The following is a 22,702-nucleotide window of genomic DNA, read 5'->3' on the forward strand; positions in this document are numbered from 1 at the left end:
CAATGCGCAGCGTGAGCGATGCGGTGTGGATGGCCGATGCCAATGAGGCCGCCAGGGAAGGGCGGCTTTACCGTCTGGTGGACCCTTCGGAGTCACCGGACTGGGCGCTGAGCGGCGGGGCTCGCCAGCGGGCGACGCTGATTCGCCACCCGCTGCTGGCCCAGACACCTGCCCAGCGTCTTTATCTCGAACGGATGGACCAACGCCGCGCCGCGGCGCTGGCGTCGCAACTCGATCATCAGCGCGCCGAGCGTGGTGCTGGGCTGCTCGGCCCTGTGCCGCTCTGCGGCTGGCTGATTTCTCACCATGCCAGCACCAGCATTGCCACCTATCTCGGCCGCCAGCTCAAGCAGATGACGCCGGAAGGGAAGCCAGCCCTGCTGCGCTTCTACGACCCCCGGGTGCTGGAGCACCTGCCGCGCATTCTCGAGCGCTGGCAGCTTTCGGCGCTGCTGGGGCCCATCGATCGCTGGGTCTATCTCGATACCGAGATGAAGCTGCGCGCACTCGACCCACACGGAGAGGTTCGCCGGCTCGGCGGCCTGAAACCCAGCGCCGAGCAGTGGCGTGCCATACAGCGCATTGGCCAGATCAATCGCTGCCGGGAGCTCTATCGCACGCTCCCTGGCTCGGCGGGACTCTCGGCAGCGCCCGCGAACAGCGTCGACGCCTTGTTGGTCGCCGCACACGACCTCGGTCTGCGAGACCGAGCAGACGTGGCCACCTTCGTCCTTCACGGGCTGATCACGCGGATCGATTTTCATCGCCACCCGATCATGCAGACGCTGCTGGGCCGCCTGGGCGGACGGTTGAATTACATTGGATTGTCGAATCAGCTTTCCGACGCTGACTGGGAAGCGATATCGAACATGGGGGAGATGACATAGTATGACGGCACCATCTCAAGCGGGCGCTCACGCAGCGGAAAATGAAGCGGCGGGCCAGGAGAGCGGGCGCTGCCAGTTCTGTGAACGCAAGGGATTACCGATCCTTCCCGTGCGCTACGCCGTCTGCCAGCGTAACGACCGCAATGGCGATATACCGGAACTCGAGACCTCGAGAATCCAGGAGTTCACCGACATCCTGCTGGACAAGAGTCTGGTAGGCGGCGAAGAGCAGGCGAGAAGTGTGCCCGACGAGGTCAGGGCGGAGCTGACGCAGAGCACCGGCAGCCAGGTCAACAAGTACATTCTGCGCCAGTTACGCCAGGGGTATCTCTACTTCTACGATCAGGACAACCCCGACCAGAATCATTGGTACGCCTACGCGATCACCAGCGACGGCAAATACTATCAGTTCCCTGTGTTACAGCCGCGGGCGCTGGACGAAATCAAGTTTCCCGAAAGCTGTCAGGCCAAGCCCGGCGATGTCCTGGATGCTTCTATTGTCACCCTGCCGTTTCCCGAGAAGTCGGGCACGCTTTACTACGCCTTCAGCGAACACCCCTGGTCCAACGCCCACATCCAGATGATCGGCAGTGATGAGGCGTGGCGCAAGGCCCACATGCAGCAGGTGAACATCCCGGCATGGGTGAGTGGACAGCGGCAATCTTGCGCCTTTGGCATCGATGAACTGGAGAAAGTCGCCGAGTACAGCGCGGCAGCAGGAAGTCTGGATGAACAGTTCTGGTCCAGCGGTCCGGTGCGATCGCTATTCAAACCCGGTGAACTCAGGGACGCCATGCAACGCCGGCTCGACCACGCCGGCGGTGAATACCAGGGCAAGGGGCTCATTCTCGCGGTCAAGGACGAGATCGGCATCATCGACGAATTGAACGCCTATCGGCATCAGGCGTTGGCCAGCGTCGAAGAATTCTTCTACAACAAGGAAGAAGAAGAGGATGAGGCGCAGATACACAATGTGCGTCGTCGTAAACTGCTCTGTATGCAGGCCATCGATGCCTTCAAGAAGAACTTCGCGCGTAGCTACGTGGCGAGTCAGGAGCAGTCACTGAGTGACAAAATCGATAAGGCGCGTGCTGAGCGGGATGCCTTTCAGGAGGAGGAGTATTCCCGGGAAAACTCCTCTCCCCGTGAGCGCGCCCAGCACCAGCGGCGTCTAGGTCAGTTGAATCGGGCCGTGCGCGAAGCTGAGACGGAAAAGGAGGACTTTCTACGTGATCAGCAGCAAGAAGCCGAGGAGCTGCGTGAAGAGAGACAGCGGCTGACAGAGCGAATATCGCAATTGGAGCACGAGCAGGCCGAACTCGACCGCCGGGCGGCTAGCAGTGATCCGGCGATCGCCAGACAAGCCGAAATGCAAAAGCAGACTCCTTTTATAGAAAACGAGCTTCAGCACAAGCGGTTCCTGCTCCAAAATCTCAAATCCGAAGCCCAGCGAGCGGCGGATAGGCACGCCGACCAGCTCGATGAGCTTTACGACTCCGATGCTCTCGACCGCTTCAGAGCCGATTACGAAGAGAATACGGCACATTGCCAGAGTCTGGCCGCCGTATTCGACGATGACTATGCCATCTGGGCAAGGCATGGTTTACCCGCCGTGATTGGCCGTTACAGCCAGTCCGACTACTGGACCGGGCTGGGGCTCAGTGGCCTGATAGGCAATGCACTGCGTGGCGGTATCATATCGCCCTCCAGTGGTGGCTTATGGAAGCTGTTGGCCGACGACCTCGAGTCGAGTGAGTCGCCGCTACTCGCGGCGCTCTTTGCCAATGACGCCGAAATGATCGCGCAGGCCCGGGAGCGTCTAGGTAGCTTGCCCGCTGGGTCACAGCTATCGGCGCAGACGCTAAAGTCATGGGGTGAGCGTTTTCAGCAGGTACGTGCACGTACGCAAAAGCCTGACGGGCGCGCGCCGACAAGCGACCAGATCATCAGCCGCTGGCGCCCGATTCAGGACCTATTGGCAACGACGGTCGGCAACTCGATTGCCTCGCTGGTACTGTACCGAGCCGCTGGTGTGCCCGCGCCGGACTATAAGCCGGCGCTATCGCAGTTCGTGCGCTACCACCAACTGGCCTTCATGGCCGACCCGCAAGCGCTGGACGGCGAGCAGCCGGCACCCACCATGGTCGAGCGGGAGATCAAGCTCTCTGAACTCTATCAGTGGCTACGTGCCGTCTCGCAAGCAAGTGCCAAAAAGCCGAATCAAGGTGCCGATACCAGCAAGGCAATGAAGTCTCTGGACGGGATGGTCGGCAACTTTTCCGCGCCAATGGCGGATAGCGACAGAACGGTACGGATTGCCTTGCCAGTCTACGTGGATATCAAAGCGGTGACGGGGGGTAGTGGTGCAGAGATACCGGCTGATAGCTATACGCCGAGCGATGAACAGCAGCGCCTGAGTGATCTGGCGCAGAACGCCCGGGATATCGGCAACACCCTGTTCAGCGCCCACAAGGGGAGTGGCCAGGTTGCCGGTGCGTGCCTGGTGCTATGGAGCCTGATCGTCTCCTGGCAAGAAGGTGCCTTCGAGGATGAGGAAGAGGGCGCCGACTGGAGCAAGATCATTGGATCTAGTATCAGCTTGGCGGGCGGCGCGATGGCGGGGATCGAAGGCTACCACAAGATCCGCATGGCGAGCCTGGGCCTGTCGACAGAAGGCGCGATGATCGGTGGGGTTAAATGGGCCTTTGTCAGCGACGTGCTCGGCGCGGCGGGTGGCATGATCTCGATCTGGGATGGCCTAAAGAAGTTGACTGAAGCCAACGAGGCCAGCAAGACAGGCCAGAGTCTTACCGGCCACTATGGCATGATCGTCGGCGGGGTTGGGGTTATCGCCGGTATTGCTTCGATCGTCGTGATCAGCGCAAGTACAGTCGTCGGTGTTTTCGTAGGTCTGTTCGTCGGTCTTGTGACACTCCTGGTGGGCTTTATATTCGTTACTATGGTGTCTCCGGCGGTGCAGATGTGGGTGAACCGAAGCATTCTCGGGAAGCCATCGGAACGAGAAGATATGCAAGTCCTGCCGTTCGACGACATGGCGTCGGAGCAAAGCTCGCTGGAGATGGTATTCCAAGGGGTGTTGGTAGAATTGTCTTGGTCGCCGGTGAGGCCTGATACAAATCAATATATTGAGTCTCCTTATGATATTGATATGGAAGGTTTGAAGGCTGAGGTGGAGAGAGCGCGCAAGAATGTAACAATAGATTTGACGGTTAAGTTGCCAGCGTTAGATTCTATGGAAGTCGATCTTCGCTTGATATCTTCTGAAAATGTTAATACTTTATTTGAATGGAGGTATCAGAAAGTTAGCAAGGATGCTGGATTGGATGCTGTTGTTGCTATGGGAAGTGAATCCTCATCAAGTCAGCCCAGCTTTTCCAAAAATGGAGGCTTTTATGTTATGGAGTGCGAGAGAGTTTTTGATAAAAGCGATCTTGGTGGTTCTCCCCAGTTGATCTTGTCTTTCCTGAGCAAGAAAGCTGTGTCTAGGCTGAATGATACCTTTGAGTTGGTGATCTGAATGAAGATATTCTTGGTTTTTTGTGGCTTGTTGTTTTCTGGTGTTTCTTTTGCGGGTGTGGTTTCTCAAGATCCGGGGAAGTATGCGTTAAATGATGTTTACTCTGGCTATTCCAAAGCGGAAATATTAGCCCCCTCCTCACCTGAGAAGGATATCAAGGAATATCTTCTTGGTTTGCTTTATTTTTATGGCAATAGCCAGTGGGGTGTGGAGAAGAGTTGTAAAAAAGGCATGTCTCTCTTGAACTCAGCATGGAAGAGTGGGGTTGTTGATGCAGGATACGCTTTGGGGGTTGCTTACTACAAAGGTGATTGTGTAAAAAAAAGCTTAAGCATATCTAGAGATTACTTTCTAAAAACTGCAGAGGCAGGTTATCTACGCTCTCAGAAAGTTTTGGGTCTAGCTTATCTTGGCAAGCAGTGGACTGAGTTGTTTGATAGTGGTGACTTAGACAAGGCGGTTTTTTGGCTTGGTAAGGCTGGTGATGCTGGTGATAGGGACTCAGCTGGTTTACTTGCTGCGATGTATAGAAAAGGTGATGGAGTTCCAAAAGATGAATGTGAGTCTTTTAGCTGGTTAAAGAAGGCGGTTTTTAGTAGGTTTGGCGACGGTGATACTGCTGGGTTTCCTTTGTTGGCGAAATATTATGAAAAAGGTATGGGGACGAGTGTGAACCTTGTTGAGGCGTATAAGTATTATGACCTCAGTGGCTCGGCTGGTGTTGATGACAAGCAGCGCATTGCCAAGGAAATGACTCAAGAGCAGATCGACGAAGCTCTCCGCCAGTCCAAGGAGTGGCAGAAAGAACATAATGTTCAGGTGGGTGGTGGTTTTATTCGTCGCACCAATTGAGATAGTTGCTTTGCCAAGATTCTAGCGTGTGAAGTTTTAATTAAAACCCATGGCATTGGTCATGGGTTTTTCATTGGAATCTCTCCGCCCCGGTGGCGAATAGCGACAGAACGGTACGCATTGCCTTGCCAGTCTACGTGGATATCAAAGCGGTGACGGGGGGTAGTGGTGCACAGATACCGGCTGATAGCTATACGCCAGCGGATGAACAGCAGCGCCTGGGTGATCTGGCGCAGAACGCCCGGGATATCGGCAACACCCTGTTCAGCGCCCACAAGGGGAGTGGCCAGGTTGCCGGTGCGTGCCTGGTGCTATGGAGCCTGATCGTCTCCTGGCAAGAAGGTGCCTTCGAGGATGAGGAAGAGGGCGCCGACTGGAGCAAGATCATTGGATCTAGTATCAGCTTGGCGGGCGGCGCGATGGCGGGGATCGAAGGCTACCACAAAATCCGCATGGCGAGCCTGGGCCTGTCGACAGAAGGCGCGATGATCGGTGGGGTTAAATGGGCCTTTGTCAGCGACGTGCTCGGCGCGGCGGGTGGCATGATCTCGATCTGGGATGGCCTGAAGAAGTTGACTGAAGCCAACGAGGCCAGCAAGACAGGCCAGAGTCTTACCGGCCACTATGGCATGATCGTCGGCGGGGTTGGGGTTATCGCCGGTATTGCTTCGATCGTCGTGATCAGCGCAAGTACAGTCGTCGGTGTTTTCGTAGGTCTGTTCGTCGGTCTTGTGACACTCCTGGTGGGCTTTATATTCGTTACTATGGTGTCTCCGGCGGTGCAGATGTGGGTGAACCGAAGCATTCTCGGGAAGCCATCGGCACAGCAGGAAATGCAGGTCCTGCCATTTGACGACATGGCGTCCGAGCAGGGCTCGCTGGAAATGGTGTTCCAAGGGGTGCTGGTGGAGTTGTCTTGGGAGCCTGTCAGGCCTAACCCGGCAAATTATATGGGTACAGGTTCTCAAGGTGGCGGTGCCTTGGGGATAAGTTCGGATGCAAGTGCGCGGCAAGCGGAAGAAGAACGTGTTGCGAGTTTGGTGAGAATAGAAACAAAAGTCGAAGTTCCTAGCTTTGACAGTTTTTCAATATCCGTTAGGTTGTACGATGCTTCAGGTAATGATCTCGTATCAGGTTCGTATTTCGGTGATAAAAACTCTTTGACGAAGAAGCGTGGTCGGGATTCGAGAATGTCAAAAAGCGATGATGGCGATATTGAAGTCGTTAAAGAGCTGAAAAGCTATACATTGAAAGCTTCTAGTCAGGTATCAAGAGGTTCAGGTAGATACAGTTTGGATATAAGCCTGTTCGCCAAGGCCCGTTCGATCACAGATACTTTTACGATGGAGATATGATGTGAAGATAGGTGCTTTTGTTTTTTTGCTTCTGTTTCCCCTTGTGGCTTTTTGTGAGGTTATATCCCAAGATCCCAGAGAGGCATGGCTTGATGAATATTATTTAAAGGGGGCTTCTGAGATTAAGAAGGCCGAGGAAGCAGGTGATGCAAAGGCTGCTTATGCTCTTGGGGTTTTGTATTTGGATGGCTCGTCGGAAATGAGCATTAAAGCAGACTACAACAAAGCGGTCTGTTATCTAGAGAAGGCGTGGGGAGCTGATGTTGCGGATGCTGGCTATATCCTGGCTACTATGTACTATAGTGGTTTGGGTGTTAAAGAGGATAATGCTAAAGCGCTGGATTTGTTGGTTTCTTCGGCCAAGCTTGGGCTCTTGTCGGCTCAGTCGGTCTTGGGAAGAGCCTACTGGGGGCAGAATTACGGTGATCTTGTCTCTAGGAATATGGAAAAATCTATTTACTGGTTAAAAAAAGCAAGCGATTCTGGAGATGCCAAATCTGCGTTTGGTCTGGCATACATATACGAGAAAGGTGTAGGGGTGGATAGAAATTATTCGGAAGCATATAAATGGAGGGAGCGCTCTGTTAGTTTAAAATACAATATGTCTCAAGGTTATTTTTTGCCTTTGGCAGAATACTACGAGAATGGTATTGGTACGAAGGTGGATCTTGTTAAAGCGTATAAGTGCTATGACTTGAGCGGTACTGCTGGTGTGGAAGGCAAACAGCGTATCGCCAAGAAAATGACTCAGGAGCAAATCGACGAAGCTCTTCGTCAGTCCAAAGAATGGCAGAAAGAGCACAATGTTCAGGTGGGTGGTGGTTTTATTCGGCGCGCCAATTGAAGTTGTTGTTTTGCCAAGATTGTAGCGTGTGACTTTAGAATTAAGACCCATGGCATTGGTCATGGGTTTTTTGTTGGGAGCTCTCCGCCCCGGTTGCGGATAGCGACAGAACGGTACGGATTGCCTTGCCATTCTACGTGGATATCAACGCGGTGACGGGGGAGAGTGACGAACCTCCCGCCCTACCAGGCAGTTATACGCCAGAGGATGAACAGCAGCGGCTGGGTGATCTGGCGCAGAACGCCCGGGATATCGGTAACACCCTGTTCAGCGCCCACAAGGGCAGTGGCCAGGTTGCCGGTGCCTGCCTGGTGCTATGGAGCCTGATCGTATCCTGGCAAGAAGGCGCCTTCGTGGACGATGAAGAGGGCGCTGACTGGAGCAAGATCATCGGCTCGGGTATCAGCGTGGCGAGCGGCGCGATGGCGGGGATCGAAGGCTACCACAAGATCCGCATGGCGAGCCTGGGCCTGTCGACAGAAGGCGCGGTGATCGGTGGGATTAAATGGGCCTTTGTCAGTGACGTGCTCGGCGCGGCGGGTGGCATGATCTCGATCTGGGATGGCCTGAAGAAGTTGACGGAAGCCAACGAGGCCAACAAGACAGGTCAGAGTCTTACCGGCCACTATGGCATGATTGTCGGCGGTGTTGGGGTTCTCGCTGGCATTGCTTCGATCGTCGTGATCAGCGCAAGTACAGTCGTCGGTGTTTTCGTAGGTCTGTTCGTCGGTCTTGTGACACTCCTGGTGGGCTTTATATTCGTTACTATGGTGTCTCCGGCGGTGCAGATGTGGGTGAACCGAAGCATTCTCGGGAAGCCATCGGAACGAGAAGATATGCAGGTCCTGCCGTTCGACGATATGGCGTCGGAGCAAAGCTCGCTGGAGATGGTCTTTGAGGGGCTGGTTGTCGAGTTGTCATGGGAGCAGGAGTTTAGGGAGAAAGATGTAGATGTTGTTAGCAGTCATGGCATATTGGGTACGACTTTCAAGGGGTTTCGGAATTCTAAGGCTGAGAGAAGTCTTGTAAAGATTAATTTAAAGGTCAGGGTTCCAAAGTTGGATTTTATGGAGCTTGATGTTGAGCTTGGTGTCGCGAATCTGCGTGACTATACATATGCTTGGTCTTATAAGCGTACTGGCGGAGTCAGTGGGTTGTCTTCTGAGAGAAAACGTGGACAAGACCAAAGTACGGGATCTTCCGATACCCCACAATTCGTTGAGGTGGATGATGGTTATAGTATGGAATGGTGCCAGGCTTACACTCGGAAAGAACTCTCTGATATGGCTACTCTGTCTATAAATCTGAAGACGTCTCGTGCTGCACTTGGCAGCTCTGATGTTTTCCTAATGGAGCTTCCTCAATGAGATTGATGCTTGTATTTCTTTTTTTGTTTGCTGTAAATTATGTTCATGCGGGAATTTTTTACAACGACCCCACTGGCCGTGAATTCAATGCTGCTTATGATCGGTTTTCAGAGGATCGTTTGAAGGGCTTGAGTGGCGATGATAAGCATCTGAAACAATATTTGCTTGGTGTCTTGTATGTGAATGGAGATCAAGAATTTAATGTGAGAAAAGATTGTCGCAAGGCGGTGTCATTGTTGCAGAAAGCCTGGCAGGCGAATGTTGTTGATGCTGGGTTCACATTGGCTACGATGTATTATGATGGTGTTTGTTTGGACAAAGATCTGGACAAGGCAAGGGGGCTTGCGACTGACACGGCAAAAGATGGCTACATTCTTTCTCAGAGAATGTTAGGAAGGGCGTATTTGGGGCGCTCTTGGAAGGGGTTATATCCGAAAAACATGGAAAAGGCTGTTTTTTGGTTAAGCAAAGCGGCTGATGCTGGAGATACTCAATCTGCTGGAGCCCTGTCGGCTATTTATCGCAAAGGCATTGGGGTGGCAGTGGACGAAAAAAAGTCTTTTTATTGGGCTAAGAAATCAGCGTTTTCAAAATACGAGCCAGATAAAATAATTAATTTTCACTACTTGGCCGGCTACTACGAGAAAGGGGTTGGCACAAGTGTGGATTTGGTTAGTGCTTATAAGTATTATGATCTAAGTGGTACCGCTGGGGTTGATGATAAGCAACGCGTTGCCAAGGAAATGACTCAAGAACAGATCGACGAAGCTCTTCGTCAATCCAAAGAGTGGCAGAAAGAGCACAATGTTCAGGTGGGCGGTGGTTTTATTCGGCGCGCCAACTGAAACTTTCATGTAAGTGCTGGTGTGTGGTGATAAGTCATAAGTTAACGTCAGGCTGTCTAACGATAAGGGGTGATTTTTATGCCAGGCCAAGAAAATCCGGATCAAGCTTTTTACGCTAAGATCTCCTCGCTTATCGCGCTGTGCGGCGGGGGTGGGTTATTGCTCGCGTCGCTGTTGGCGATTCCCAGTTCGCCGATTTTTCCAGGTGCGCCCATCCTCATCGCTTGCGCCCTGATCGTGGCTGGGCTCTGGTTCCAGTTCAATCCTATCGTCCGGCTCACGGATGAGCATGTCTCGGTCAAACTGGCGATCATCCGTCCGCGTACGACCCTTGCGCTCGACCAGTTGGCGCGCGTCGAAGTGACCCCGCGCGAGTGTGTGCTTTACTACCGCAAAGACGGTTCCGGCGAAGGCAAGCTCAAGATCCCGCTCAAGAGCCTGGCCAAAGAGGATCGCGAGCGGTGCACGTTGGCCTTGCGGCAGCGGGTGCACACCGAGGCGGCCTAGGCCGATGGCATCACCAACACACAAACGCCCATGGCCTTGGCCATGGGCGTTTGCATTGGGGCAGGGCTGGTTTGTCAGGTAGTGCCGACTCAGGCCTCGTCCAGCTTCTGCTTGAGCAGGCCGTTGACCTGCTGCGGGTTGGCGGTGCCGCGGGAGGCTTTCATCACCTGGCCGACGAAGTAGCCGATCATCTTGCCGCGCTTCTCCGGATCGGCGTCGCGGTACTGGGCGACCTGTACCGGGCTATCCGCGATGACCTGGTCGATCATCGCTTCGATGGCGCCGGTGTCGGTGACCTGCTTGAGCCCGCGTGCCTCGATGATCTCGTCCGCGCTCTGGCCTTCGTTGTTCCAGAGCGCCGCGAAGACCTGCTTGGCCGCCTTGCCGTTGATAGTGTCGTCGAGCACGCGGCTGACCAGCCCCCGAGCTGCTCCGGGGTGACCGGACTGTTGCTGATGTCGATATTCTCGCGGTTGAGATGGCCGGAGAGCTCGCCCTGCACCCAGTTGGCCGCCTGCTTGGCGTCGCCGCACACCGCGAGCACCGCTTCGAAGTACTCGGCAGTGGGGCGCGTGGCGGAGAGCACGCCAGCGTCGTAGGCCGAGAGCCCCAGGCTGTTCTCGAAACGGTGGCGCTTTTCGGTGGGCAGTTCCGGCAGGGTGGCGCGCTGGTGCTCGATATAGGCGCTGTCGAGCATCACCGGCAGCAGGTCGGGGCAGGGGAAGTAACGGTAGTCGTTGGCTTCCTCCTTGGTACGCATGCTGCGGGTCTCGTCCTGGTCCGGATCGTAGAGCCGGGTCTCCTGCACGACCTTGCCGCCATCCTCGATCAGCTCGATCTGGCGTTCGACCTCGAACTCGATCGCGCGCTCGACGAAGCGGAAGGAGTTGACGTTCTTGATCTCGGCGCGGGTGCCGAAGGCTTCCTGGCCCTTGGGGCGTACCGAGACGTTGACGTCGCAGCGCATCGAGCCCTCGGCCATGTTGCCGTCGGAGATGCCCAGATAGGTGACGATGGCGTGGATCGCGCGCAGATAGGCGACCGCTTCCTTGGCCGAGCGCATGTCGGGTTCGGAGACGATCTCCAGCAGCGGCGTGCCGGCCCGGTTGAGATCGATGCCGCTCATGCCGTGGAAGTCTTCGTGCAGCGACTTGCCGGCGTCCTCTTCCAGGTGGGCGTGGTGGATGCGGATCCGCTTGCGCACGTCGTCATCCAGCACGATCTCGACTTCACCCTTGCCGACGATGGGCTGGGCCATCTGGCTGGTCTGATAGCCCTTGGGCAGGTCGGGGTAAAAGTAGTTCTTGCGCTCGAACAGCGAGGTGTCGGGAATGTGCGCGTCGATGGCGAGCCCGAACTGGACCGCCATCGCCACCGCGCCTTCGTTGAGCACCGGCAGCACCCCGGGCAGCCCCAGGTCGATGGCGCAGGCCTGGGTGTTGGGTTCGGCACCGAAGGCGGTGGAGGCGCCGGAAAAGATCTTGGATTGGGTCGCCAGCTGCACGTGCACTTCCAACCCGATGACGGTTTCCCACTGCATTAGATCGTCTCCTGGTCGAGGCTCGGGTGGCGGCGATGCCAATCGGTCGCGTGCTGGAATTGATGCGCCACGTTGAGCAGCTGCGCTTCGGCGAAGTGCTGGCCCAGAATCTGCAGGCCGATCGGCCGCTGGCCCTGGGCGGAGAAACCGGCGGGTACGCTGATGCCCGGGATGCCGGCCAGGTTGATGGCGATGGTGTAGATGTCCTGCAGATACATCGACACCGGGTCTTTCTTGGCGCCGAGATCGAACGCCGGGGTCGGTGCGGCCGGGCCCATCAGCACGTCGACCTCGTCGAAGGCGTCGAGGAAGTCCTGGCGGATCAGCCGGCGGACCTGCTGGGCCTTGCGATAATAGGCGTCGAAGAAGCCCTCGGAGAGGGTGTGGGTGCCGATCAGAATACGCCGCTTGACCTCGTCACCGAAGCCTTCGGCGCGGGAGCGCTTGTAGAGATCCTCGAGATCCGCCGGGGCGTTGCAGCGGTGGCCGAAGCGCACACCGTCGTAGCGCGAGAGGTTCGAGGAGGCTTCCGCCGGGGCGATGACGTAGTAGGCCGGGATCGCCAGGTGGGTGTGCGGCAGGCTCACCTCGCACACCTTGGCGCCGAGCGACTCGTAGACGCCGATCGCTTCGCGCACCGCGCGCTCCACTTCCGGGTCGAGGCCGTCGCCAAAATACTCCTTGGGCAGGCCGATCTTGAGCCCGGAGAGGGGTGTGTCGAGCTCGGCCAGGTAGTCGGGCACCACCCGGGCCACGCTGGTGGAGTCGCGCAGGTCGTGACCGGCAATGGCGCCGAGCAGATGCGCGCAGTCTTCCGCGCTGCGCGCCATCGGTCCGCCCTGATCGAGACTCGAGGCGTAGGCGATCATGCCGTAGCGCGAGACGCGGCCGTAGGTCGGCTTGAGCCCGGTCACGCCGCAGAAGGCGGCGGGCTGGCGGATCGAACCGCCGGTGTCGGTGCCCAGCGCCGCCGGGGTGAAGCCGGCGGCGACCGCGGCGGCGCTGCCGCCGGAGGAGCCGCCGGGCACGGCGCTCTTGTCCCACGGGTTCTTGACCGCCCCGTAGAAGCTGTTCTCGTTGGAGGAGCCCATAGCGAACTCGTCCATGTTGGTCTTGCCCAGGCTGACCATACCGGCCGCCTCGAGCTTCTCGACCACCGTGGCGTCATAGGGCGAGACGAAGTTGTCTAGCATCTTCGAGCCGCAGCTGGTGCGCACGCCGCGGGTACAGAAGATGTCCTTGAGTGCCAGCGGCAGCCCGGCCAGCGGGCGCTCGTCACCGCGCGCCCGGGCCTGGTCGGCGGCATCGGCCGCGGCCAGTGCCTGATCGCGGGTCACGGTGATGAAGGTGTTGAGTTCGCCATCCAGGCGCTCGATGCGGTCGAGCAGGCTGGTCGTGAGCTCGCGGCTGGAAAAATCGCCGGCCTTGAGGCCCTTGGCGAGTTCCGTGAGCGTCATCTCGTGCATGGAGAGAGTCCCTGTCTAGATACGGGTCTGGCTATGGAACCGTGGGCGGCGCGCGGCGCCGGCCTGGAAGAAGTGTGCTGCGCGGGCGTTTTACTCGACCACTCGGGGGACCAGATAGAGGCCCTCGGCGGTGGCCGGCGCGCAGGCCTGGAAGCGCTCGCGCTGATTCTCCTCGGTCACCTCGTCGGCGCGCAGGCGCTGGGTGGTGTCGAGCGGGTGCGACAGCGGTTCGATGCCCTGGGTATCGACGGCCTGGAGGCGGTCGACCATCTCCAGGATGCGCGACAGATCGTCGACGTAGCCGGCCGCCTCGGCATCGCTGTTGATGCCCAGACGTGCCAGGTGCGCGGCTCTCAATACGTCCGCATGTTCGATTGCCATGAGTGTCGTTCCTCGTCTCGAAAAGGAGTGGAAAACGGGGCCCAAAAAACGTGCCGTTGAGATAGGCCGAGAAATGGGGCGAACCTTAGCATATTCGGCCCCGAACTGGCAGGCGCGCGCTTGCTGCTTCCCCCCCACGATGATACCGTTTGCGTCCGCACAGGGTTCCGGTCTGGACTAGGTAAAAGTTTCCATGTTTAAACGTTTACGGGGGCTGTTCTCGAGCGATCTGTCGATCGACCTGGGAACTGCCAACACGCTGATTTATGTCCGCGGTCGCGGTATCGTCCTGGACGAACCCTCCGTCGTGGCGATTCGCCAATCCGGTAACATGCGTAGCGTCGCCGCCGTCGGTCTCGACGCCAAGCGGATGCTGGGGCGCACGCCCGGTAACATCACTGCCATCCGTCCCATGAAGGATGGTGTCATCGCCGATTTCACCGTTACCGAGCAGATGCTGCAGCACTTCATTCGCAAAGTGCATCAGAGCACCTTTCTCACGCCCAGCCCGCGCGTGCTGGTGTGCGTTCCCTGCATGTCGACGCAGGTCGAGCGCCGTGCGATCAAGGAGTCGGCCGAAGGTGCCGGCGCCCGCGATGTCTATCTGATCGAAGAGCCGATGGCCGCGGCCATCGGCGCCGGCCTGCCGGTCGAGGAGGCGCAGGGCTCGATGGTCGTGGACATCGGTGGCGGTACCACCGAGATCGCGATCATCTCGCTCAACGGCGTGGTCTACTCCGAGTCCGTGCGTATCGGCGGCGACCGCTTCGACGAGGCGATCACCTCCTACGTGCGGCGCCACTACGGCAGCCTGATCGGTGAAGCCACCGCCGAGCGGATCAAGGAAGAGGTGGGCTGTGCCTACCCCGGCGGCGAGCTGCGCGAGATCGACGTGCGCGGGCGCAACCTGGCCGAAGGCATTCCGCGCAGCTTCACGCTCAACTCCCACGAGATTCTGGACGCGCTGCAGGAGCCGCTGGCGGCGATCGTCGCCGCGGTCAAGAGCGCGCTGGAGCAGTCGCCGCCGGAACTAGCCTCGGATATCGCCGAGCGCGGCCTGGTGCTCACCGGCGGTGGGGCGCTGCTGCGCGACATCGACAAACTGATCGCCGAGGAGACCGGCCTGCCGGTGATCATCGCCGAAGACCCGCTCACCTGCGTGGCGCGTGGCGGCGGCAAGGCGCTGGAGATGATCGACCAGCACACCTTCGAACTGCTCTCCAGCGATTGAGGCCATCCGCGACCGGCGCCGCGCCTGCGGCCCGGTCACCGGTAGGCGGGGGTGAGGCCTATCAAACCGCTGTTCTCCTACGGTCCGGTGCCGACGTACCGCATGCTGCTGTGTGCGGTGCTCGCATTCGGGCTGATGTTTGCCGAACACCGCTTCAGCGCGGTGGAGTCGGCCCGTTCCCATATGACCTCCATCGTCGCGCCCATTCAGTGGCTGGTGAGCCTGCCCAGTGAGGGCGTGCGCTGGGGCGCCATGGCGTTCTCCGACAAGCAGAGCCTGATCGACGAGAACGGCCGCCTGCGCGAGCAGCTGCTGACGCTCTCCAACCGGGTCCAGCGCATGGCCAGCCTGACCGCCGAGAACGTGCACCTGCGCGAACTCCTCAATGCGCCCAACCCCGATGACGTGCCCTACATCACCGCGGAGCTGCTGTCGCTGGACTCCGACCCTTTCACCCAGCAGATGGTGATCAACCGCGGGCGACGTGACGGTGTCTATATCGGCCAGCCGGTGATGGACGCCTCGGGGCTGATCGGTCAGGTGGTCTCGGTTTCCGCCTACACCAGCCGCGTGCTGATGGTGGCCGACGCCAACCACGCGGTGCCGGTGGAGATCAACCGCAACGGTCTGCGCTTCATCGCCCAGGGTACCGGCCAGCTGGACACGCTGAATATCCCCAGCGTGCCGGCCACCGCCGATATCCGCGAGGGCGACCTGCTGGTCACCTCCGGGCTGGGTGGGCGCTTTCCCCAGGGTTATCCGGTGGCGCGGGTCACCCGGGTCAAGCGTGAGTCGAGTCAGGCGTTCATGGAAGTGACCGCCGAGCCGATCGCCCAGCCGGAGCGTTCGCGCTACTTCCTGCTGCTGTTCCCGCCTGCGCCGCCGGATGCGAGCGGGCTGGGCGACCCCGAGAGCATGGCACGTCAGATCATGTGGCCGGGGGATCCGGCGCATCCGGACGCCCATCGGATCAGTGAAGAGGCGCTGAAAGCAGCGCTGCGTCTGCAAGCGGAGGGGGCGCCGTGAGTATGGGGCTCTTCGGTTATCTGTTCGTCTGGTTCACCCTGCTGCTGGCGCTGTGCCTGCAGGTGATGCCGTTGCCCGATGCCTGGTTGGTATGGCGCCCTGACTGGCTCGGCGTGCTGCTCGCCTACTGGTGCGTGGCCACACCCCAGCGCGTGGGGGTGCTGCACGGCTTCGTGCTCGGCCTGCTGCTGGATCTGATCGAGGGCGCGCCGCTGGGGCAGAACGCGCTGACGCTGTCGCTGCTGGCCTACCTCTTCCTGCTGCTCTATCAGCGCTTCCGGGTCTATTCGATCTGGCAGCAGGCGGTACTGGTGTTCGTGCTGCTGGGCATCGGGCAGCTGGTGGAGCAGTGGCTGCGCACCATCTTCGGCCCGATCTCGGTGAGTCTGGAGTTTCTGATTCCGGCGCTGATCGGCGCGCTGCTGTGGCCGTGGCTGTTCACCATGATGCAGGCCGTGAGGCGGCGCCTGGGTATCGGCTGAGCCGGCGCGGTCAGGAGTCCATATCGATGTCGTCTCACTCTTCTTCCTCCCAAGCTATCACGCCGGTGCTGCGGCTGGCATCGGCCTCGCCGCGCCGGCGCGAGCTCCTCGCCAGCATCGGCATCGCGGTCGAGGTCGCGCCGGCGGATATCGACGAGTCGCGCGGTAGCGACGAGACCCCGGAGACCTTCGTCAGCCGGCTGGCGCGGGAGAAGGCGCTGGCGGGTCACGCCGGTAGTGCGTTACCGACCCTGGGCGCGGATACCGTGGTGGTGTGTGACGACGAGGTGTTCGGCAAGCCGCGCGATCTGGCGCACGCCCGCACGATGTGGCGTGCGCTCTCCGGGCGCGAGCACCGGGTGCTCTCGGCGGTGGCGCTGATCGGCCCCCGCGGGCTGCTCGAGTGCCGGGTGGTGACCCGGGTGTGGCTGCGCACGCTCAGCGAAGCGGAGATGGCCGCCTACTGGGCTACCGGTGAGCCGGCCGACAAAGCCGGCGGCTACGCGGTGCAGGGGCGCGCGGCGATTTTCGTCGAGCGCCTCGAGGGCAGTTACTCCGCGGTGGTCGGGCTACCGCTCCACGAGACCGCGGAACTCCTGGAGGCGCAGGGCATTCGGGTGCTGTAGCGCACTTGTCAGCGCGCGCGGCTACTTGCGTGGGGCACCCGAGTGGCCCTGTCTTGTGGGAGGGTGCCGGGCCTGTGTCATAATCCTGGCAGCGAGACAGACATCGCCAGCAGCAGGACCGGCAACTGACGAGGGATTCCACCCGCGCCCGACAACCCGTGACAAGGATGCCCGCATGAGCGGTGAGGTTTTGATCAATCTGACGCCGATGGAGACCCGCGTGGCGGTGGTCGAGAACGGCGTGCTGCAGGAAGCCTTCATCGAGCGCAGTCGGCGCCGGGGTATCGTCGGCAATATCTACAAGGGCAAGGTGGTGCGGGTGCTACCGGGGATGCAGGCGGCGTTCGTCGATATCGGGCTGGAACGCGCTGCCTTCATCCATGTCAATGAGGTGGTGGCGCCCGATTCGCCGCAGGCCGAGCCCGCCTCGATCAGTCATCTCTTGCATGCCGGGCAGTCGCTGGTGGTCCAGGTCACCAAGGATCCGATCGGCTCCAAGGGCGCCCGGCTGACCACCCATCTCTCGATTCCATCGCGCTATCTGGTCTACATGCCAGACTCGCCGCATATCGGCGTCTCCCAGCGGATCGAGGACGACGCCGAGCGCGAGCGCCTCAAGGCGCTGGTCGCAGGCGGCCAGTCCGAGCTGGAGGACGCGCAGCACGGCGGCTTCATCATCCGCACCGCGGCGGAAGGGGTGGGCCGCGATGAGCTGCTCGCGGACATCGTGTTCTTGCAGCGGCTGTGGCTGAAAGTCGCCGAACGCCGGATCAGCGCACCCACGCCGAGCCCGATCTATGACGACCTGCCGCTGTTCGTGCGCACGCTGCGCGATGTGATGCGCGACCAGATCGAGAAGATCCGCATCGACTCGCGCGAGAACTACTTCAAGCTCAAGGAGTTCGCCCGCGAGTTCATGCCCACGGTGGAGTCGTGCATCGAGTACTACCCCGGCGAGCGTCCGATCTTCGACCTCTACAGCGTCGAGGATGAGATCCAGAAGGCGCTGGGGCGCAAGGTGCAGCTCAAGTCCGGCGGCTATCTGGTGATCGACCAGACCGAGGCGATGACCACCATCGACGTCAACACCGGTGGCTATGTCGGTCATCGCAATCTCGAAGAGACGATCTTCAAGACCAACCTCGAGGCCGCCACGGCGATCGCCCGGCAGCTGCGGCTGCGCAATCTCGGCGGCATCATCATCATCGATTTCATCGACATGGAAGAGCTCGAGCATCAGCGCCAGGTGCTGCGCGTGCTGGAAAAGGCGCTCGAGCGCGACCACGCCAAGAACAAGCTGACCGGTGTCACCGAGCTCGGCCTGGTGCAGCTGACTCGCAAGCGCACCCGCGAAAGTCTGGAACAGACGCTGTGCGAACCCTGTCCTACCTGTCATGGGCGCGGCACGCTGAAGACACCGGAAACCATATGCTACGAAATCTTTCGCGAGATCCTGCGCGAGGAGCGGGCCTACTCGCCCGAGACCTACATGGTGCTGGCCTCGCAGTCCGTGGTCGACCGCCTGCTCGACGAGGAGTCGGCGGCGGTGGCGGATCTCGAATCCTTCATCGGCAAGACGATCCGGTTCCAGGTCGAGGCGCACTACTCCCAGGAACAGTACGACATCGTGTTGATGTAACCCGATGAGCCCGCTGCGCATCACCCTCCGCTGGCTGCTCACGCTGGTCGCCGTGCTCGCCCTGATGCTGGCGCTGGCGGTCAGCGGGGTGCGCCTGCTGGCCTGGCAGAGCGAGCGTCTGGCGCCGCCGCTGATGGATTGGCTCGATTCGCGCCTGGAGACCCAGGGCAGCCTCGGGGGGCTGTCGCTCTCGCTGGCGCGCCTCGACCCGACCCTGGGCATCGACGATCTCGAACTCGAGAGCCAGGGCGGCCAGCCGTTGCTGCAGGTGGCGCATGCCCAGGCGCGGCTCGACAGCCTTGCCAGCTGGCATCAGCGCGCGCCGGTCTTGGCGCCGGCGACGCTCGAGGGCCTGACGCTGCATCTCTATCGCAGTGCCGAGGGGGCCTGGGGGTGGCCCGACGGCGCCGGCAGTCGCTGGTTCGGTGGCGGCGAAAATGCTGGGGCGACGGCACCCGATCTCGACCACTGGCTCACCTGGCTGGCCCAGCAGCAGGCGACGCTCGACGACCTGACCCTGGTACTGCACGCCGAGGGCGAGACCCGCGCGCTGACGCTGTCGCAGCTCGATCTGGCCAGCCGCGGCGGCAAGGCATCGCTGGTCGCTCGCCTGGCCGAGGCGGAGGGAGATCACCGCGGCGAGGGTTCGGCAGCGAAGTCGGACGAGGCGACGCCAGCGGACGCTCCGGATGCGGGGCGGCTGCATCTCTCCATCGAGACCGCTGGGGCGGGCGCCAGTGGTGGGAGCCCGGGGCCCGTGGCGCGCTTCGAGAGCCGGCTCGATCTGGGGGCGCTGACGCCGCTGCTGAACCTGCTGACGCAGTCCTATCCGCGCACGCTGACGACGCTCGACGGCGAGCTTTCGGCCGGCGGCGAGTGGCGCGACGGTGGGCTGCGCCAGGCACGCCTGGCTCTCGACGTGCCCTCGCTACAGGTCGTCGACAGCAGCGATGGCAAGACCCATGGCTTGCACGATATCGGCATCAAGGGCGGGCTGACCCGGGATGCCGACGGCCAGTGGCAGGCCTGGGCCGACGACCTGCGTCTGGCCCAGGCAGAGGGCGCGCAGGCGGCGGCGAGCACTGGCGGCAACGCAAACGGCGCGGACCTTGCCACGGATGCCACGTCGCTGCCGAGCTGGCCCCAGCGTCTGCAGGCGCGCTCGACGCCCCAGGGCTGGTGGTTGCGCACCACGCCCTTCGCCCTCGGCGGCATGGCGGCGTCGCTGCGCCAGTTGCCACTGCCCGAAGCGCTACTCAAGGCGCTGCGCAAGCTCGAACCGCAGGGTCGGGTGAATGGCCTGGAGGTGGGGCGTGATGCCGGCGAGTGGTATGCCCAAGCGGCACTCACCCGGGTCGCGGTCTCGGCCTGGGACGACGCCCCGGGTGGCGGGCCCTTCGACGCCTGGGCGACCTTCCGCGGGCGCGGTGGCCGGGTGACGTTCTCCGGCAGTGCGGATACTCGCTTCGTGATCCCCTCGGTGTATGCCGAACCGCTCGACCTTTCCGCCGCCAGCGGGGTGGTCGACTGGCACCTGACCCACGATGGCGTCGTGCTCAGCGGCGAGCACTTGCGTGCCGGGTGGCGTGGGGCCAGTGCCCGTGGGCGCTTCGGGCTGACTCTCTACCATGCCGAGCACAAGCCCGGCGCCTTCATGCTCGATCTCAGCTTCGCCGATGCCGATGCGCGGCGCACGCGGCTGTTGCCGTGGCTGCCGACACGCGCCCTCGACGACCCCGAGCTGATGCAGTGGCTGGGGGGCGACCTCGGCGGCGTGGTCACCCAGGGCCGCTTGGGGCTGTCGCTCACCCTGAGCAACAAGGAGGCGCCCGAGGGGCAGATGTTCTCCAACCCCGACGATCGCTTCACGCTGGCGCTGGATATCGCCGATGGGCGGCTGCAGTACGCCCCCGACTGGCCGGCGCTGGAGCAGGTCTATGGCCATCTGCAGATGCACAACATGAACCTGCAGGCACAGATCGACCATGCCACCAGCCACGGCCTGACCACTCGTGATGCCGAGGTCACGCTGGCCGACCGGCAGCTGGCGATTAACGGTGACGTCAGTGGCAGCAGCGCGGGCCTGCTCGACTTTCTGTCCCAGGCACCGCTCGACGATCTCAGCCGCACCTTCGGGCTGTGGCGCAGCCAGGGCAAGGTCGACGCGGCGCTTAGCATCGCGCTGCCGATGACGCCGGACAGCGATGCCGAGAAAGATCTGAGTGTCGACGTCCAGGGGCACGCCGACGTCGAGTCGCTGACCTTCCCGGAGCTGCAGTTGACCCTCGGCGGCATCAACGGCCCGCTGCACTACCGGCATCAGCAGGGCGAGGATTATCTCCAGGGAGAGCTTGGCGCCCGCGCCTTCGACGGCCCGCTGCTGGCGACCTTCGATATCGGCGGCGCCAAGGGCTCGGGTATCACCTTCGAGGGCCGCGCCCTGGCCCGCGGGCTGCTCGGCTGGGCGGGGCTTGCGCGGGTCGGCGGGTTGGCCAGCGGTTTCTTTCCGTATCGGGCAGAGGTCTCCTTCGATGCCCAGAACAATGCCAGCCTCGCCGTACGCAGCGATCTCGAAGGGCTGGCCATTCAGCTGCCCGCACCGTTCGGCAAAGCGGCCGGGCACCGCGAGCCGCTGGCCATCGATGCCGATATCGCCGCCGGCTCGGGTACGGTCACCCTGGCCGATTGGGGGCGTGCGCGCTGGCGGACGCTGGGCGAGCAGGTGCAGGGGCAGGTGTGGCTCGAGGGCTGGCCCGGGTCCGAGGCGGCTTGGCCCAGCGAGCCCGGCTGGTACGTGCTGTGGCGGCCCAACCGGCTCGATACCCGGCGCTGGGCCAGCGCGCTGACGTCACTGCAGGCGGCGCCTGAAGATGCCGCGCAGAAGCGCGAGGTGCCCACCGCGATCACCGACGACCTGGACAAGCCCGCGGCGGTGCCGGTCAACGATGGCGGCGGTTTGAAGCGGGTGGCGCTGGCGACGCCGTGCATCCTGGTCGAGGGGCGCTGCCTCGGTGGTATGCAGGCCGATGCCTCGCCTCTCTCCGGCGGCGGCTGGCAGCTATCGCTGGATGGCGAGATCGCCGCGGGCCGCGCGCGCTGGCAGCCGCGCGCCGAGGTGCCCATCGACGTGTCGCTGGCACGTCTCAACCTCGATGCATTGACGCCCAAGCCGGCTGAGGGTGGTAAAGACGCCGGGATGGGGCAGACGCTACTGAACCAGATCGAGACCGCGCCGCGGCCGATCGCCCTGCCTGACGGGCTGGCCCGGGTGCCGGCAGGGCAGGTGAAGATCGCGCGTTTCGAGCGTCAGGGCCAGCAGTTCGGGCCGCTGGAGACGCGCTGGCGTGCCGATGAGCGCGGCCTGACGCTGGACCCGCTGAAGCTGACACTGGGGGATATGGGCATCTCCGGCAACCTGCTCTGGGAAGCCGCGGGGAGCGCCAGCCTCACCCGCGCCAACCTGCAGGCCGAAGGCAAAAATCTGGGTAGCGCCTTCGCCGCGCTGGACCAGCAGGTGCCGATCACCAGCGAGCGCGCCCAGGGGCGGCTGCAGCTGGCCTGGCCCGGGGCCCCGTGGCAGTTCGCGCTGCCGCTGACGAGTGGCCGGCTGGCGCTGGATCTGGGCAATGGCCGTCTGCGCCAGGTCCACTCCTCCTCGGCCAAGCTGGTGGGGCTTTTCAATCTCGACAATATCCTGCGCCGGCTCAAGCTCGACTTCTCCGATGTCACCAGCAGTGGCACCGCCTTCAACACGCTCAAGGGTAGCGCCACGCTCTACAACGGCGTGATCCAGAGCGACGGGCCGCTGGTGGTCGACGGCACCTCGACGCGCTTCACGCTATCGGGTAGCGTCGATCTCAACCGCCAGACGCTGGATCAGCGCCTGGGCATCACGGTGCCGGTGAGCCAGAACCTGCCGCTGGTCGCGATCATGGCCGGAGCGCCGCAGGTGGGCCTGGGGCTGTTCGTGTTCCATCAGCTGTTCGGCCAGTGGATCGACAACGTGACCCAGGTCCACTATCGCATTCAGGGGCCCTGGTCCGCGCCGGACATCAGCGTGGAAAGCGCCCAATAATCCGGCAGCCGCGGGGCGTGTTCGGCGCGCGTCGCGGCTGC

General features: G+C 61.3%; 16 protein-coding genes and 1 pseudogene. 14 read left to right on the forward strand and 3 right to left on the reverse strand.

The genetic code is table 11. The annotated features are described in order from the left end of the window. Window positions 1–2: 2 nt before the first annotated feature. From QO259_RS05970 to QO259_RS06005, 8 genes are all read left to right on the forward strand, one after another. Window positions 3–887 (forward strand): DUF4123 domain-containing protein, encoded by an 885-nt coding sequence (locus QO259_RS05970; protein WP_285952171.1) that lies wholly within the window; start codon window positions 3–5, stop codon window positions 885–887. Window position 888: 1 nt separating this feature from the next. Further along, window positions 889–4,425, forward strand: coding sequence for a T6SS effector BTH_I2691 family protein (locus QO259_RS05975; protein ID WP_285952172.1), 3,537 nt, complete (start codon window positions 889–891; stop codon window positions 4,423–4,425). Continuing rightward, window positions 4,426–5,277: a tetratricopeptide repeat protein gene (locus QO259_RS05980; protein WP_285952173.1), complete on the forward strand. Its 852-nt coding sequence runs from the start codon at window positions 4,426–4,428 to the stop codon at window positions 5,275–5,277. It abuts the gene before it with no gap. Window positions 5,278–5,369: 92 nt separating this feature from the next. Beyond that, complete coding sequence (locus QO259_RS05985; protein WP_285952174.1) at window positions 5,370–6,632, forward strand: hypothetical protein; 1,263 nt, start codon at window positions 5,370–5,372, stop codon at window positions 6,630–6,632. Window position 6,633: 1 nt separating this feature from the next. Then, the gene (locus QO259_RS05990; protein WP_285952175.1) at window positions 6,634–7,476 is read left to right on the forward strand and encodes a tetratricopeptide repeat protein; all 843 of its coding nucleotides are present in this window, start codon (window positions 6,634–6,636) and stop codon (window positions 7,474–7,476) included. A gap of 125 nt (window positions 7,477–7,601) precedes the next feature. Beyond that, on the forward strand, window positions 7,602–8,843 hold the full coding sequence (locus QO259_RS05995; protein ID WP_285952176.1) for a hypothetical protein: 1,242 nt from the start codon (window positions 7,602–7,604) through the stop codon (window positions 8,841–8,843). Then, window positions 8,840–9,688, forward strand: coding sequence for a tetratricopeptide repeat protein (locus QO259_RS06000; protein ID WP_285952177.1), 849 nt, complete (start codon window positions 8,840–8,842; stop codon window positions 9,686–9,688). The genes QO259_RS05995 and QO259_RS06000 overlap by 4 nt, the downstream gene beginning before the upstream one ends. Window positions 9,689–9,766: 78 nt before the next feature. Beyond that, window positions 9,767–10,195, forward strand: coding sequence for a hypothetical protein (locus QO259_RS06005; RefSeq protein WP_285952178.1), 429 nt, complete (start codon window positions 9,767–9,769; stop codon window positions 10,193–10,195). Between the two features lie 89 nt (window positions 10,196–10,284). Here the strand turns inward: QO259_RS06005 and gatB are convergent. The 3 genes and pseudogenes from gatB to gatC form a co-directional block, all read right to left on the reverse strand. After that, window positions 10,285–11,735: pseudogene (gene gatB / locus QO259_RS06010) on the reverse strand (Asp-tRNA(Asn)/Glu-tRNA(Gln) amidotransferase subunit GatB). Then, on the reverse strand, window positions 11,735–13,201 hold the full coding sequence (gene gatA, locus QO259_RS06015) for an Asp-tRNA(Asn)/Glu-tRNA(Gln) amidotransferase subunit GatA (protein WP_285952179.1): 1,467 nt from the start codon (window positions 13,199–13,201) through the stop codon (window positions 11,735–11,737). Before gatA ends, gatB begins: the two are co-directional and overlap by 1 nt. A gap of 90 nt (window positions 13,202–13,291) precedes the next feature. Further along, the gene (gene gatC, locus QO259_RS06020) at window positions 13,292–13,582 is read right to left on the reverse strand and encodes an Asp-tRNA(Asn)/Glu-tRNA(Gln) amidotransferase subunit GatC (RefSeq protein WP_035473853.1); all 291 of its coding nucleotides are present in this window, start codon (window positions 13,580–13,582) and stop codon (window positions 13,292–13,294) included. Between the two features lie 193 nt (window positions 13,583–13,775). Here gatC and QO259_RS06025 point away from each other — a divergent pair, with 193 nt between their 5' ends. From QO259_RS06025 to QO259_RS06050, 6 genes are all read left to right on the forward strand, one after another. Continuing rightward, window positions 13,776–14,813: a rod shape-determining protein gene (locus tag QO259_RS06025; protein ID WP_035473851.1), complete on the forward strand. Its 1,038-nt coding sequence runs from the start codon at window positions 13,776–13,778 to the stop codon at window positions 14,811–14,813. Between the two features lie 51 nt (window positions 14,814–14,864). Further along, window positions 14,865–15,839 carry a rod shape-determining protein MreC gene (gene mreC / locus QO259_RS06030; RefSeq protein WP_285952180.1) on the forward strand — a complete coding sequence of 325 codons (975 nt, stop codon included), beginning with the start codon at window positions 14,865–14,867 and terminating at the stop codon, window positions 15,837–15,839. A gap of 2 nt (window positions 15,840–15,841) precedes the next feature. Beyond that, window positions 15,842–16,321, forward strand: coding sequence for a rod shape-determining protein MreD (gene mreD / locus QO259_RS06035; RefSeq protein WP_207037411.1), 480 nt, complete (start codon window positions 15,842–15,844; stop codon window positions 16,319–16,321). 26 nt (window positions 16,322–16,347) lie between these two features. Continuing rightward, window positions 16,348–16,947: a Maf family protein gene (locus QO259_RS06040; protein WP_285952181.1), complete on the forward strand. Its 600-nt coding sequence runs from the start codon at window positions 16,348–16,350 to the stop codon at window positions 16,945–16,947. Window positions 16,948–17,122: 175 nt separating this feature from the next. Further along, window positions 17,123–18,586: a ribonuclease G gene (rng, locus tag QO259_RS06045; RefSeq protein ID WP_285952182.1), complete on the forward strand. Its 1,464-nt coding sequence runs from the start codon at window positions 17,123–17,125 to the stop codon at window positions 18,584–18,586. A 4-nt stretch (window positions 18,587–18,590) separates the two neighbouring features. Further along, window positions 18,591–22,661: a YhdP family phospholipid transporter gene (locus tag QO259_RS06050; protein ID WP_285952183.1), complete on the forward strand. Its 4,071-nt coding sequence runs from the start codon at window positions 18,591–18,593 to the stop codon at window positions 22,659–22,661. The last annotated feature ends 41 nt before the right edge of the window (window positions 22,662–22,702 follow it).

It is taken from the genome of Salinicola sp. JS01 (assembly GCF_030284585.1).
GTDB lineage: Bacteria > Pseudomonadota > Gammaproteobacteria > Pseudomonadales > Halomonadaceae > Salinicola.